This window comes from Streptomyces sp. NPDC085596 (genome assembly GCF_044541565.1).
Taxonomy (GTDB): Bacteria; Actinomycetota; Actinomycetes; order Streptomycetales; family Streptomycetaceae; genus Streptomyces.
On sequence record NZ_JBITTC010000004.1, the window covers coordinates 416411 to 430663 of the forward strand.

Annotated in this window: 12 protein-coding genes; 9 read left to right on the forward strand and 3 right to left on the reverse strand. The window is 72.6% G+C overall.

Annotated elements, in window-relative coordinates:
- Nucleotides 1-5: 5 nt before the first annotated feature.
- Nucleotides 6-1181, reverse strand: a complete 1176-nt coding sequence (locus tag ACIGA3_RS14980) for a glycosyltransferase (RefSeq protein ID WP_399714869.1) — start codon at nt 1179-1181, stop codon at nt 6-8.
- A gap of 57 nt (nt 1182-1238) precedes the next feature.
- On the opposite strand from ACIGA3_RS14980, the gene ACIGA3_RS14985 reads away from it, so the two are divergent.
- Both ACIGA3_RS14985 and ACIGA3_RS14990 read left to right on the forward strand, forming a co-directional pair.
- On the forward strand, nt 1239-2033 hold the full coding sequence (locus ACIGA3_RS14985; RefSeq protein ID WP_399714872.1) for a glutamate racemase: 795 nt from the start codon (nt 1239-1241) through the stop codon (nt 2031-2033).
- A gap of 95 nt (nt 2034-2128) precedes the next feature.
- Nucleotides 2129-2674, forward strand: coding sequence for a hypothetical protein (locus ACIGA3_RS14990; RefSeq protein WP_399714874.1), 546 nt, complete (start codon nt 2129-2131; stop codon nt 2672-2674).
- Between the two features lie 6 nt (nt 2675-2680).
- Here the strand turns inward: ACIGA3_RS14990 and ACIGA3_RS14995 are convergent, their stop codons facing one another.
- Entirely contained in the window at nt 2681-3661 is a 981-nt protein-coding gene (locus ACIGA3_RS14995; RefSeq protein WP_399715414.1) for an O-antigen ligase family protein, read from the reverse strand.
- Between the two features lie 279 nt (nt 3662-3940).
- Between ACIGA3_RS14995 and lnt the strand changes: the two genes are divergently transcribed.
- From lnt to ACIGA3_RS15015, 4 genes are all read left to right on the forward strand, one after another.
- On the forward strand, nt 3941-5548 hold the full coding sequence (gene lnt, locus ACIGA3_RS15000) for an apolipoprotein N-acyltransferase (protein ID WP_399714877.1): 1608 nt from the start codon (nt 3941-3943) through the stop codon (nt 5546-5548).
- A gap of 68 nt (nt 5549-5616) precedes the next feature.
- Nucleotides 5617-6096 (forward strand): NUDIX hydrolase, encoded by a 480-nt coding sequence (locus ACIGA3_RS15005; RefSeq protein ID WP_399714879.1) that lies wholly within the window; start codon nt 5617-5619, stop codon nt 6094-6096.
- Nucleotides 6097-6151: 55 nt separating this feature from the next.
- A complete protein-coding gene (locus ACIGA3_RS15010; protein ID WP_399714881.1) occupies nt 6152-6949 on the forward strand; it encodes a 3-hydroxybutyrate dehydrogenase in 798 nt (265 codons plus the stop codon).
- A 76-nt stretch (nt 6950-7025) separates the two neighbouring features.
- The gene (locus ACIGA3_RS15015) at nt 7026-8978 is read left to right on the forward strand and encodes a helix-turn-helix domain-containing protein (protein ID WP_399714884.1); all 1953 of its coding nucleotides are present in this window, start codon (nt 7026-7028) and stop codon (nt 8976-8978) included.
- Nucleotides 8979-9102: 124 nt separating this feature from the next.
- Here the strand turns inward: ACIGA3_RS15015 and ACIGA3_RS15020 are convergent, their stop codons facing one another.
- Nucleotides 9103-10479 (reverse strand): MFS transporter, encoded by a 1377-nt coding sequence (locus ACIGA3_RS15020; RefSeq protein ID WP_399714886.1) that lies wholly within the window; start codon nt 10477-10479, stop codon nt 9103-9105.
- 322 nt (nt 10480-10801) lie between these two features.
- Between ACIGA3_RS15020 and ACIGA3_RS15025 the strand changes: the two genes are divergently transcribed.
- From ACIGA3_RS15025 to ACIGA3_RS15035, 3 genes are all read left to right on the forward strand, one after another.
- The gene (locus ACIGA3_RS15025) at nt 10802-11542 is read left to right on the forward strand and encodes a dienelactone hydrolase family protein (RefSeq protein WP_399714888.1); all 741 of its coding nucleotides are present in this window, start codon (nt 10802-10804) and stop codon (nt 11540-11542) included.
- Nucleotides 11543-11854: 312 nt separating this feature from the next.
- The gene (locus ACIGA3_RS15030; RefSeq protein ID WP_399714890.1) at nt 11855-13060 is read left to right on the forward strand and encodes a cytochrome P450; all 1206 of its coding nucleotides are present in this window, start codon (nt 11855-11857) and stop codon (nt 13058-13060) included.
- Between the two features lie 114 nt (nt 13061-13174).
- Nucleotides 13175-14245, forward strand: a complete 1071-nt coding sequence (locus ACIGA3_RS15035; RefSeq protein ID WP_399714893.1) for a glycoside hydrolase family 43 protein — start codon at nt 13175-13177, stop codon at nt 14243-14245.
- Nucleotides 14246-14253: the final 8 nt, after the last annotated feature.

The window sequence follows — 14253 nt, forward strand, 5'->3', positions numbered from 1 at the left end:
CGCGCTCAGCCCTCGTCCGGCACGGCGTCGGGACGCGCGTAGGTGCGGCCCTTCCAGGCCGCGCCCCGGCCCCGGTAGTGCTGGACGGCCGAGTCGAGAGTCATCAGCAGATAGAGGAACGCAGTGAACGGCAGCAGAGGAGCGAGCCACAGCGGCTGCCGGTAATAGCGCAGCATCGGCATGTACGTCCCCACCATCACCGCCCACGCCACCGCGCCGAGCACCCACGTGGGCGTGTCCCCCATGGCCGCGCCCACCACCACCGCCGCGGGCGGCACCAGATACACCAGCGCGAGCCCCGCCACCGTGCCGAGCAGCAGCGGCGGACTGTGCCGGAGCTGGGCGTACGCGCTGCGCGAGACCATGCGCCACAGCTCGCCCAGCCCCGGATAGGGGCGGACGCTGTCCACCCGGTCCGCCAGACCCAGCCACAGATGGCCGCCGCTCGCCCGTACCGCGCGCGCGAGGGCCACGTCGTCGATGACCGCGTGCCGGACGGCGTCCGGAATCCGCGCCCGCTCGGCCATGTCCGCCCGCAGCAGCACACAGCCCCCGGCCGCCGCCGTCGTACGCGCGCCCCGGCGACCGATCCACCGGAACGGGTACAGCTGGGCGAAGAAGTAGACGAAGGCCGGCACCACCAGCCGCTCCCAGGGGCTCTCGGCGCGCAGCCGGGCCATCTGGGACACCAGGTCGAAGTCACCCGTACGGGCCGCCGCGACCAGCGAGTGCAGGCTGTCCGGGGCGTGCGCGATGTCCGCGTCCGTCAGCAGCAGGTACTCGGGGTCACGCGCGCGTGCCAGGGCGATCCCGTGCCGCACCGCCCACAGCTTGCCCGTCCAGCCCTCGGGCGGCTCACCAGGCGAGCCCACCGTGAGCGGCAGCCCGCCCTGCCGCCGGGACAGTTCGCGGGCCAGCTCCCCGGTACCGTCGCGGCTCCCGTCGTCCACCAGGAAGACCTCCGCCCGGCCCGGATAGTCCTGGGCGAGCAGCGAGGGCAGGCTCGCGGGCAGCACGGCCGCCTCGTCACGGGCCGGGACCACCACGCAGACCGGCGGCCAGACCTCGGGCTCGCGGCGCGGAGGCAGCCGTACATCGGTGCGCCAGAAGAAACCCTGGCCCAGCAGCAGCCAGCACCAGACGGCGAGGGAGACGGCGGCGGTCCACACGATGGCGCTCACGGCCGCAGTCTGCCCCACCGGAACGGCCCACCGGCGGCCATCGACTATCGTGACCGGGTGAAGATCGCGCTCATGGACTCCGGAATCGGCCTCCTCGCAGCCACCGCGGCGGTACGCCGCCTTCGGCCCGACGCGGATCTCGTCCTCTCCCTGGACCCCGACGGCATGCCCTGGGGGCCGCGCACCCCCGAGGACCTGAGCCGGCGTGCCGTCGCCGTCGCCGAGGCCGCCGCCGCACACCGGCCGGACGTCCTCATCGTCGGCTGCAACACGGCCACCGTGCACGCCCTGCCCGCGCTGCGCGCCCGCTGCGAACCCGGCATCCCGGTGATCGGTACCGTCCCCGCGATCAAGCCCGCCTCGGCCGGCGGCGGACACGTGGCGATCTGGGCGACCCCCGCCACCACCGGCAGCCCCTATCAGCGTGGCCTGATCGCGGACTTCGCACACGGCGTCCAGGTCACCGAGGTGCCCTGCTGGGGCCTGGCAGAGGCCGTCGAGCACGCGGACGAGCCGGCCATCGCCGCCGCCGTCGCCGCCGCCGCGGAACTCACCCCGCCCGACGTGACGACCGTCGTCCTCGGCTGCACCCACTACGAACTGGTGGCGGAACGTATCCGCACCGCCGTACAGCAACCCGGCGCCGCCCCCCTCGTCCTGCACGGCTCCGCCGGGGCCGTCGCCGCCCAGGCGCTGCGCCGAATCGGCGAGCGGCCCGCGCCCGACGCCCCCGCCGAAGGCGCCCTCACCGTGCTGCTGAGCGGCCGCGAGGGCGCGCTGCCCGCGACCGCGCTGCACTATGCCGAGGGCCGTCTGCTGCCCGCGGCGGGCCCGCTCGCCGACCGGATGTGACACCGGGCACGGCCCCCGCCGGGGGCCGCCCGCACGGAGCAGTACCTCTCCGTGAGCACGTACCACCTCGGCGAAACCTGGGTAACCTCATAGACATGAGGGAGCACCGCGACGCCGAGGACGCCCCGCACCCCGACGTCTGGACCGGACGCGCCACCAACCGCGTGCAGTGGGTTCTGGCGCTGGCCGGCGCCGCCTGCATGGCGCTCGGCATCGAGCTGGCCGTGCAGTCCGCCTGGACCTCCGGGATCATCGCCCTGGTCATGTCCGTCGTGGGCTGCATCGCGGTCGGGCTGCTCGTCCTGTTCGGAACCCTCGCCTTCGTGCACGTGGACCTCAAGCTCGACCAGGACTCCCTGGAGGTCCGCTGCGGCCACGTCGGGCTGCCGCGCCGCCGCATCCCGCTCTCCCAGGTCGTCGGCGCCGACTACATCCCGCACGTCACCCCCCGTAACTGGGGCGGCTGGGGCTACCGCTGGCGCCCCGAGAAGGGCACCGCCGTCGTCGTCCGCCGGGGCGAGGGCATCGTGCTGAGCCTGTGGGACGGCCACACCTTCACCATCACCGTGGACGACGCCGAGTCGGCGGTGCGCGCCATCCGGGCCCGGCTGCGCGCGACCACCCCGGACAACGCGCACTGAACCCGCTCAGCCCACCCGCTCCTGCCGGTGCGACGGCTCCGCGCAGGGCACCCGCTCCTCCTCGCCCCACGGCCGCGCCGTCGCCCAGCCGACCAGCAGGCCCGCGCCCGCCGTCACCGTGGTGAAGCTCAGCGCGTCGCCCACCGACGCGATCACCGCCAGCGCCGCGAGCGCCGCCCCGGCCGTCAGCACCACCGGCGTCGGACGGGCGGCCCGCCACAGGGCATGCAGCACCCAGGCGAACACGCCCGCCAGCAGCAACACCCCCACGACACCCTGCTCGGCCAGCAGCTGGAGCGGCGCCGAGTGCGGCCGCCCCGCCGGATCGCCCGGCGTGCCGAAGCGCCCCGGCCCGACACCCCACACCGGTGCCTCACGGGCCAGCCGCAGCGCCCGGCCCCACAGCCCCACCCGGTACGGCCCGATCCGCTCCGTGAACTCCTCGGCGAACCCACCCGGCAGCACCCCCGACGCCAGCCCCCACACCGCGCCCACCGCCACCCCGGCCGCGACCGCCAGCCCCGCGAGCCCGGCACCCCGGTGCGGCATCGAACCCGCGGCCACCGAGCACAGCAGCACGGCGCCCCCGGCCGCGCAGCCGCCCGGCGACCCCAGCAGCCCCCCGGCCGGCACCACCGCGGCCGCCAGGAGCCACAGCAGCGGCCGCAGCCCCGGCACCGGGGTCGACCAGGCGGCGCAGCACAGCGCCCCGGTGGCCAGTGCCAGCAGCGCGGCGACGGCACCGGCCTGTCCGAGCGGAGCCGCGTAGGCGGGACCGGGTATCGGGCCGGGCATCGTCACGGCCAGTACCAGCGCGGCCGCCGCCCCGGCGCACGGCGCGGCCACCGGCAGCAGTGCCCCGGACATCCGCCCGGCCGCGCAGCCCGCCGTCGTGGCGAGCACCGCCAGCAGCATCCCCTCCGGCCGCCCGTCGTGGGCCGCCGCCGAGATCAGCGCCCAGGCCGCGCACAGCCCGAGCAGGATCATCCCCGTCCCGTCGGAAACGTTCCGCCCCGCACGGTCCGCGCCCGCGTCGGACGCGCACTCCATCCCCGTCGACGCCACCCGTAGCCCCTCGCACCCGGTCCCCCGACCTGTGGCCGCACCTCGCGACAGCATCCGGCCGGGACCGGCCGCACTGCCGAGGCTCGGCACACGCTAACGGCTGTGCGCCGATTTGTGGACGAGTTGCGCGGGAACGTCGTGATTCCCGGCGGTGCCCACCGGCATGTCAGGGGGCGCGCGGACCGCCGTACACTCCCCAGGGTGACCGTCACCGCAACTTCCGTGGACCAGCCGGACCGGCTCCAGCCGCCCCCGGCACAGAGCGCGCGCGCCCGTCTGCCGCGCCGCCTGGTCCCGGCCCTCGTGTCCGCGCTGAGCGGCGTGCTCCTCTACGTCAGCTTCCCGCCCCGCACCCTGTGGTGGCTGGCCCTGCCCGCCTTCGCGGGCTTCGCCTGGGCGCTGCGTGGCCGGACCTGGAAGACGGCGCTCGGCCTCGGCTACCTCTTCGGCCTCGGGTTCCTGCTGCCGCTGCTGGTGTGGACCGGCGTGGAGGTGGGCCCCGGCCCCTGGCTCGCTCTGGTCGTCATCGAGGCGGTCTACGTCGCCCTGGTCGGCGTGGGCGTCAACGCCGTGTCGCGGCTGCCCGCGTGGCCGGTGTGGGCCGCGGCGGTGTGGATCGCCGGAGAGGCGGTACGCGCGCGCATGCCCTTCGGCGGCTTCCCCTGGGGCAAGGTCGCCTTCGGACAGGCGGACGGCGTCTTCCTGCCGCTCGCCGCGGTGGGCGGCACCCCGGTGCTCGGCTTCGGCGTCGTCCTGTGCGGCTTCGGCCTCTACGAGGCCGTCCGGCTGATCCTGCGCCGCCGCGACGGCGAGGTACGGCGGTCCGCCGCAGCCGTAGCGCTGCTCAGCGTGGCGGTGCCCGTGGCGGGCGCGGTCGGCGCGCGTGCGCTGGTCAGCGACAAGGCCGAGGCGGGGACGGCGACGGTCGCCGTGATCCAGGGCAACGTGCCCCGTTCCGGGCTCGAGTTCAACGCTCAGCGGCGCGCCGTGCTCGACTACCACGCCCGCGAAACCCTGAAGCTCGCCGCCGATGTCGCGGCGGGCAAGGCGCCGCGCCCCGACTTCGTGCTCTGGCCGGAGAACTCCTCCGACATCGACCCCTTCGCCGCCCCCGACGCGGCCGCCGTCATCCAGGGCGCCGCCGAGGCGATCGACGCGCCCATCTCGGTCGGGTCGGTCGTCGAGCGGGACGGGAAGCTGCTCAACGAGCAGATCCTGTGGGACCCGGTCAAGGGCCCCCTCCAGACCTACGACAAGCGCCAGGTGCAGCCCTTCGGGGAGTACCTCCCGATGCGCCCGCTCATCGGCGCGATCAACGGCGAGTGGACCAGCATGGTCCGCCAGGACTTCAGCCGGGGCGACAAGCCGGGCGTCTTCGGCTTCGGCCGCGTCAAGGTCGGCCTCGCCACCTGCTACGAGGCCGCCTTCGACTGGGCCGTGCGGGACACCGTCACCCACGGCGCCCAGATGATCTCCGTGCCGAGCAACAACGCCACCTTCGACCGCAGCGAGATGACCTACCAGCAGCTCGCCATGTCCCGCGTCCGCGCCGTCGAGCACAGCCGGACCGTGACCGTGCCCGTGACCAGCGGCGTCAGCGCGGTGATCATGCCGGACGGGCGGGTCGCGCGGCACACCGGAATGTTCGTCCCCGCCCACATCGACATGAAGGTGCCGCTGCGCACCTCCGAGACACCCGCGACCCGGCTCGGCATCCTGCCCGAGCTGGCGCTGCTGCTGGTCGCGGCGGGCGGCCTCGGCTGGGCCGGTACGGCCGTGGTGCGCGGTCGGCGCGCCGGTGGCGCGTAGCCGTACGACCGGCCGTACGCCCCTGACCCCGGCGAACGGCCCGCACGCGGCCCCTTAGGGTCGGGTCCATGGCTACACCTGAATTCATCACCGAGCTCCGGGCCACGGCGGGCACCCAGCTGCTCTGGCTCCCCGGCGTCACCGCGATCGTCTTCGACGACGAGGGCCGGGTGCTCCTGGGCCGCCGTACCGACACCCGCAAGTGGTCGGTGGTCGGTGGCATCCCGGAGCCGGGGGAGCAGCCGGCCGCGTGCGCGGTGCGGGAGGTCTTCGAGGAGACTGCCGTGCACTGCGTGCCCGAGCGGGTCGTCCTGGTCCAGGCTCTGCAGCCCGTCACCTACGGCAATGGTGACGTGTGCCAGTACATGGACATCACCTTCCGCTGCCGGGCCGTGGGCGGCGAGGCGCGGGTCAACGACGACGAGTCGCTGGACGTGGACTGGTTCACGGTGGACGCGCTGCCGGAGCTGAACGAGTTCTCGCTGCTCCGGATCAAGCAGGCACTGTCCGAGACACCCACATGGTTCGACCCTATGACTCTCGGCTGAAGTATGGGTTCTCGCCCTATGTGGTGAGCTGGGGGCGCGTCACTAGGGTCGGGACATGATCTCGCCCAGCCCTCAGCCCAGCACCCCGTCAGCCCTGGACCTCGCCGGCCGGGTCGCCCTCGTCACCGGGGCCGCCGGAGGCATCGGCAGCGCCTGCGCGCTCCGGCTGGCGGCGGCCGGGGCCGAGGTGCGTGCCGTCGACCTGGACGGGCCGGGCCTGGCCGAGCTGGCCCGGCGGGCCGAGGGCCTCGCGGGCAGCGTCGTACCGCATGAGCTGGACCTCACCGACCTCGACGCCGCCGAGCGCGCCGCCGCCGGGACCGACGTACTGGTGAACAACGCCGGGCTGCAACTGGTGCGGCCGCTGGAGGAGTTCCCGCCCGAGGTCTTCCACACCGTGCTGACCGTGATGCTGGAGGCGCCCTTCCGGCTCATCCGTGGCGCGCTTCCACATATGTACGCGCAGGGCTGGGGGCGCATCGTCAATGTGTCCTCCGTCCATGGTCTGCGCGCCTCCGCTTATAAGTCGGCCTATGTGGCTGCCAAACATGGGCTGGAGGGCCTGTCCAAGACGGCCGCGTTGGAGGGCGCCCCACATGGTGTGACGTCCAACTGCGTCAACCCGGCCTATGTGCGCACCCCACTGGTGGAGAAGCAGATCGCCGACCAGGCCGAGGCGCACGGCATCCCCGAGGAACGCGTCCTCTCCGAGGTCCTGCTCAAGGACAGCGCCCTGCGCCGGCTCATCGAACCCGAGGAGGTCGCCGAGGCCGTCGCCTATCTGTGCGGACCGCAGGCGTCCTTCGTCACCGGCACCTCGCTGGTGCTGGACGGCGGATGGACGGCCCATTGAACCGGCGTCCGACCGGCCCTCGTGGAGTTGTCCACAGGGCTGACGGGCCGGGCCCGCGATGAGCGATCCTGTGGCCATGTCTCCCGATCAACTCCAGTCGGCCGCGCGCCCCGCCACCGGGGCCGCCGCGGCGGGGGCCGTCGCCTGTGCGGAGGCCCCGTACCTCGAACTCCTCGCCCGCGACGCCTCTCCGGAGGCGTACGAGCGTCCTGTCCTCCTCGCCCGGGCCGAGCGCGAGTCCGTCGAACGCGTCGCGGCGCTCGAACACGCCAAGTTCCTCGCGCTGCGCGTCCGCGCGGAGCTGGAGGGGCGGCGCCGCAGGGAGGCCGAGCTGTCCGCCCTCTTCGAGACCGCCCACGACCTGGCCGGGCTCAGGGATGTGGACGCGGTCCTCCGGGCCATCGTGCAGCGCGCCCGTTCCCTGCTCGCCACCGACATCGCCTACCTCAGCCTCAACGACCCGGCGCGCGGCGACACCTACATGCTGGTCACCGAGGGCTCCGTCTCGGCCCGCTTCCAGCAACTGCGCCTCGGCATGGGCGAGGGGCTCGGCGGACTCGTCGCCCAGACGGCCCGGCCGTACGTCACCGACGACTACTTCCAGGACGCCCGCTTCCAGCACACCGACACCATCGATGTCGCGGTGCGCGACGAGGGCCTGTTCGCCATCGTCGGCGTTCCGCTGACGCTCGGGCCGCAGGTCATCGGCGTGCTGTTCGCCGCCGACCGGCGCGCACGGGTCTTCGAACGCGAACAGATCGCCCTGCTCGGCTCCTTCGCCGCCCTCGCCGCGGCCGCCATCGACACCACCAACCTGCTCACCGAGACCCGGTCCGCCCTCGCCGGACTCGAGCGCGCCAGCGAGGTCATCCAGGACCGCAGCGCCGTCATAGAGCGCGCCTCCGAGGTGCACGACCGGCTCGCCGAACTCGTCCTGCGCGGCGGCGGAGTGCACGACGTGGCCGACGCCGTCTCCGAAGTCCTCGACGGTGCGGTCCAGTTCACCGAGACCGGCACCACCCCGGCCGAGGCGCTGAAGGCGTCCCGCGCCGAGGGGCACGCCGTGCGCCACGGACCCGACTGGATCGCGGCCGTGGCCGCGGGGGAGGAGGTGTTCGGCGCGCTGGTCCTGCACGGCCACCCCGACCTCGACCCGGTCGACCAGCGCACCCTGGAACGCGCCGCGATGGTCACCTCCCTCCTCCTGCTCGCCCGCCGCTCCGCCGCCGAGGCCGAACGGCGCGTGCGCGGCGAACTGCTGGACGACCTCCTCGACGCCCACGACCGCGACCCGCGCCTGCTCCGCGAACGCGCCGTCAGGCTGGACGCCGACCTGGACGCCACCCACACCGTCCTCGCCACCCGCCTCGACGCGGCCTCGGCCGACGCCGACGAGGAGGCCGCCGCCCGGCGCCGTCTCTGGTCCGCCGCGTCCCACCTCGCCGCCACCCGGCACGGCCTGGCCGCCACCCGCGACGGCGGCACCGTCCTGCTGCTCCCGCTCGACAGCGGCGACACCGCCACGGAACTGGCCCGCCGCACCGCCCGCGAACTCGGCATCGCCGTCCATCAGCCGGTCACCGTCGGCGCCTCCGCCCCCGTCACCGGGCTGGCCGCCCGCCCCGACAAGGTGGCCGCCGCCTACACCGAGGGCCGCCGCTGCCTGGACGCGCTGCAACTGCTCGGCCGGGCCGGGGACGGCGCGGCCGCCGAGGACTTCGGCTTCCTCGGGCTGCTGCTCGCCGGCGACCGGGACATCGCCGGCTTCGTGGAACGCACCATCGGCCCCGTCGTGGCATACGACGCGCAGCGCGGCACCGACCTGCTGCGCACCCTTGACGCCTACTTCGCGGCCGCGATGAGCCCGGCCCGCACCAAGGACGTGCTCCATGTCCATGTGAACACCGTCGCCCAGCGGCTGGAGCGGGTGGCCCGCCTGCTGGGCGCGGACTGGCAGACACCGTCCCGCGTACTGGAGATCCAACTCGCCCTGCGCCTGCACGGGCTGGCGGCACCGGGACGCCGCTGACCGGCACCCGCGCGGGTGCCGGTCAGCGCACCGGGCCGGTCAGCGCACCGGGCCGGTCAGCGCACCGGGCCGGTCAGCGCACCGGGCCGGTCAGCGCACCGGGCCGGTCAGCGCACCGAGCCGGTCAGGGAGCCGGGGCCTTGGCCACCGTGTCCACCGGGCCGGACGGGGTGCCGTCCGCCGTCACATCGGCGAGGTCCCGGTTCCGGGTCTCGCGGGCGACGCCCACGGCGACCAGGGTCAGCAGGACGGCGGCGATGACGTACAGGGCGATCGGGGTGGCGCTGTCGTACTTCGCGAGCAGAGCGGTGGCGATCAGCGGAGCGGGCGCACCGGCCGCCACGGAGGAGAACTGGGCGCCGATCGAGGCACCCGAGTAGCGCATCCGGGTGGCGAACATCTCCGCGAAGAACGCCGCCTGGGGTGCGTACATGGCGCCGTTGAGGATCAGCCCGACGCTGACGGCCAGCACCAGGCTGCCGAAGGAGCCGGCGTCCACCAGCGCGAAGAAGGGGAAGATCCACAGGCCCATCCCGGCCGCCCCGAACAGGTACACCGGCCGCCGCCCCACCCGGTCCGACAGCGCGCCCCAGGCCGGGATCACCACGAAGTGGACGGCGGAGCCGATGAGTACGGCGTTGAGCGCGGTCTGCTTGGAGATATCGGCGGCGGTGGTGGCGTAGACGAGGATGAAGGCGGTGATGACGTAGTAGCTGATGTTCTCCGCCATGCGGGCGCCCATGGCGATGAGCACCTCGCGCCAGTGGTGGCGCAGCACGGACACCAGTGGCAGCTTCTCCGGCGCCTCGCCCCGCCGGGCCTCGGCCCGCGCCAACGCCTGCTTGAACACGGGCGATTCATCGACGGAGAGGCGTATCCACAACCCCACGACGACCAGCACCCCGGAGAGCAGGAAGGGGATGCGCCAGCCCCAGGCGACGAACGCGTCGTCCGAGAGCACTGCGGTCAGCAGGGACAGCACCCCTGTGGCGAGCAACTGCCCGGCGGGCGCGCCGGTCTGCGGCCACGAGGCCCAGAAGCCCCGCCTGCGTGCGTCCCCGTGCTCGGACACCAGCAGCACGGCGCCGCCCCACTCACCGCCCAGGGCGAACCCCTGCACCAGCCGCAGCACGGTGAGCAGCACCGGCGCGGCGGTGCCGATCGTGGCGTGGGTGGGCAGCAGACCGATGGCGAAGGTCGCGCTCCCCATCAGCAGCAGGCTCAGCACCAGCAGCTTCTTGCGCCCCAGCCGGTCACCGAAGTGTCCGAACACCAGCGCCCCGAGCGGCCGCGCCGCGAACCCCGCCGCGTACGTCACGAACGCCAGCAGCGTCCCCACCAGCGGATCGGAGTCCGGAAAGAACAGCTTGTTGAACACCAGGGCCGCCGCCGACCCGTACAGAAAGAAGTCGTACCACTCGATGGTGGTGCCGATGAGGCTGGCGGCGACGATGCGGGGGAGCTTCGCCGGGGGTGGGGGAGCGGTGGACTCGGGTGCCATGTGCGCCACTTCCTTGTGTGCGGTGGGGACGGGTGTCGGCACACCGTAGGAAGGGGCAGGTCAGGGGCACATGTGGTGGGGCAACATAGTTCGGCACGGGAGTGTGGGTCTCCGTGGCATCCGGCCATGGAGACTGCGCGAAAACCCGTTGGCATACGAGGGCGACCCCCTGCTACGTTTCCGGAGGCCGTGCGAGAGATCGAGGAGGTGGTACCCGTGAACGCAGTATCGACATGGGTGCTCCCCTCCTCCGGGGTCACGGTCGGGCGGTAGACAGGTCGTCCGGGAGCGCCGTCTCAGTGCACTCCCGAAAGGCACGACCATGCATTTCACTTCCGAGCAGCGCCTCGACGACAACCTCCTCGAACGCGAATTCGCCCTCGGTGACATCCCTGGCATCCTGTGGACACCGGCATCGGTCTCCGCGTCCGCACCCGCGCCGCTGATCCTGCTCGGCCACCCTCCCCTGGGTCTCCGCGGGATGTACCCCCGACTGGTGGCCCGGGCCCGGAGTTCCGCGGCGGAGGGCTTCGCCACAGCCACCATCGAACTCCCCGGCAGCGGCGACCGGCCCCGCCTGCCCGCCGTCGAGCAGGCCCGTGCCGACCTGCGCCGTGCGATGGAGGCCGGCGAGGCGGTCAGTGACGAGATCGTCGACGCACTCGTCCTCCCGCTGGTCGACAAGGCGGTCCCCGAATGGCAGGCCGCCCTGGACTCCCTGCTGTCGCTGCCCGAGATCGGCGGCCCGGTCGGTTACTCGGGCGGAGTGATGTCCATCGGCATCCGGCTGGCGGTGGTCGAGCCTCGTGTCGCGGCCGCTGTCCTGTTCGCCGGGAGTCTCGTGCCTCGCGCCATGTTCGAAGAGGCCCGGCAGGTCACCGTTCCCCTGCACGTCCTGCTGCAGTGGGACGACGAGGGGAACGACCGGCAGGCGGCCCTGGACCTCTTCGACGCCTTCGGCTCCAAGGAGAAGACACTGCACGCCAATATGGGCGGGCACACCGGAGTCCCCCAGTTCGCGGGGGACGCGGCCGCGCAGTTCTTCACCCGCCATCTGAAGTGAGGCCGGGCCGTCAGACCGGCAGCGGACGGTAGCCGAGGTCGGTCGGCAAGCCGCTCACCCAGGACAGGGCCCCGCCCTCCACATCACGTGACCCTGCCGGGAATCCGGCAGGGTCACGTGATGCCTGAAGCAGAACATGGTTCATCAGCATGGCGTGGCGGCTTCGAAGTGCCGTAGTACCGGGTCACACTCTGTTCGCGCCTACTCTGCGTGACCATCGCGCTCCCGGCGCACACCGCATGTCGCCAAAGGGCTCAGCCGCGCGTGGGCGCCGTCCATCCCGTACTTGTCCGTACCGAGAGGAGCCGTCTGGTGTTCATCGACAAAGAGACAGCTGCGTGTCCGTTTGATTTCAGTGACGCACTTGAGTTCGATCCCGCGCTCACCGACCTGATGGGGCGGGATTCCCCTGTCCGTGTCAGGCTTCCCTACGGCGATACCGAGGCGTGGATCGTCACCGGCTTCGACGCCGTCAAACGGGTGACCACCGATCCCCGGCTCAGCCGGGCTGCGATCATCGGCCACGACTACCCCCGGCTGACGCCGGAGCCCATCGTCTCGCCCGAGTCGATCAACGTCATGGACCCGCCGCACAGCAGCCGCGTCCGCCAACTTGCCTCGCAGGCGTTCACCCAGCAGCAGGCCGATGAGATGCGGCCCCGTATCGTCCGGCTCGCGGACCGTCTTCTGGACCAGATGGAAGAACAGGGGCCGCCGGCCGACGTGGTGGGGCTGCTGGCCGATCCGCTTCCCCAGCACACCGTCCTGGACCTTCTCGGCGTCCCGCGCGAGGACTGGCCGCGCCTGCAGGAGTCCGTGCTCCGGCTGCTGGTCGTCGGTGCCGGCAACAAGGAGGCCGCCGCGGAAGCGAAGGCAGACCTCACGGTCTACTTCGGCGAACTCGTCGAACTGCGCCGGAAGTCGCCGGGCGAGGACCTCATCAGTCTGATGGCCGAGGCCCGGTACGGCGACGACTGTCTCAGCGACAGGGAACTGGCGGTCACCGCCCTGACGCTGGCACTCAGCGGTCAGGACACGGCGACCTGTCAGATCAGCAACATCATCTATCTCCTCCTCACTCGTCCCGAGCTGGCGGACCACCTCAGGCGCCGGCCCGCGGACCTGACCGGGGTTCTGAACGAGATGCTCCGCTACATCCCGTTCCGCAACGGGGTCGGAATCCCCCGGCTGGCTCTGGAGGACGTGGAGCTGGACGGTGCCCGAATCCGGGCAGGGGACTTCGTTCATGTGTCCTACCTGGCGGCCAACCGTGACCCGGAGCGCTACCCGAACCCGGACGTCATCGATGTCGGCCGGCCGAACCGTCCCCACATGACGTTCGGCTGGGGCGGGCACAGGTGCATCGCGGTACCCCTGGCCATGACGGAACTCGAAGTCGCCGTCGGGCGACTCCTGGAGCGTTTCCCCGGACTGCGGCTGGCCGTGCCGCCGGAGGAAGTGCGCTGGGACACCGAGACGATCCGTCGGTTTCCCCTGAAGCTGCCCGTGGCTTGGTGACCCACCCGCCTCAGCAGGAACCGCCGCCGGGAGCGTCAAACCCCCTGTCGGCGCGGAGGACTTGGGTCCGCAAGAGGGGTGGGCAGGGTCCTTGCATCGATGTAGAAGACCGGCATGAAACCATTTCGCGGCATCCATGCCGCCCTCGTGCTCACGGTGCTGGGCGTTCTCGCCTCGCTGCTGTCGCTCTCCTCCGCCGGGCCGGCCACGGCGGAGCAGACTTCTATGCGGGCGGCCGACCCGAGTGTCATCCGGGTCGGCGGCACCTACATCTCGGTGCAGTCCACCGGCGGCGGGATCGCGGTGCGGCAGGCGTCCTCCACCGCCGGGCTCGCCTCCGCGCCGGCCCGGCAGGTGTGGTCGGACACTCAGGGGCGCGGGGAGGTGTGGGCGCCGGAGCTGACCACGGACGGCGGGCGCTACTACATCTACTTCACCGCCGGACGGGGCGCCGCCCACCGGATGTTCGTCATCAGCTCCGCGAGCCCGGACAGCGGCTACGGCGGTGAGACCCGGCTGGCGCTCCCGGACGACAAGTGGGCCATCGACGGCACCCTGTTCACCTTCAACGGGCAGCGCTGGTTCGTCTGGTCGGGCTGGGCCGGCGACACCAACGTCGAGCAGAACCTCTACATCGCCCGGATGAGCAGCCCGACCACGCCGACCGGGGCCCGCTCCATCATCTCCCAGCCACGGGAGAGCTGGGAGCGCGTGGTCGGCAACCCGTTCATCAACGAGGCGCCCGAGGCGATCCGGGACCCGGGCGGCCAACTGCACATCGTCTACTCGGCGAACGGTAGCTGGAGCGACCAGTACTGCCTGGCCGACCTGCGCCTGCGGGCCGGCGGCGACCCGACGTACGTGTGGGACTGGTACAAGTCCAACGGCTGCCTCTTCGGCTCCAACCGCTCGACGATGATGGCCGGCTGGGACCCCACGCTGTACGTCAACGGCCCCGGACACCACACCTTCGTACTGCTGAACGGGGACATCGGCACCAGCCCGCCGGCCGGGCCGCGCTTCCCGTCGATGTTCCACGCCGTACCCAAGGGCACGCCGTACTCCTGGGACAACCGCTACTGGTACACCGGATCGTTCGCCTGGTGGGGCGACACCACATATCGCCGCGCCAACGTTCCCGGACCCACCGCGGACACCGGCTGGGGCCTGAAGTTCTTCGAGTAGACCGATCC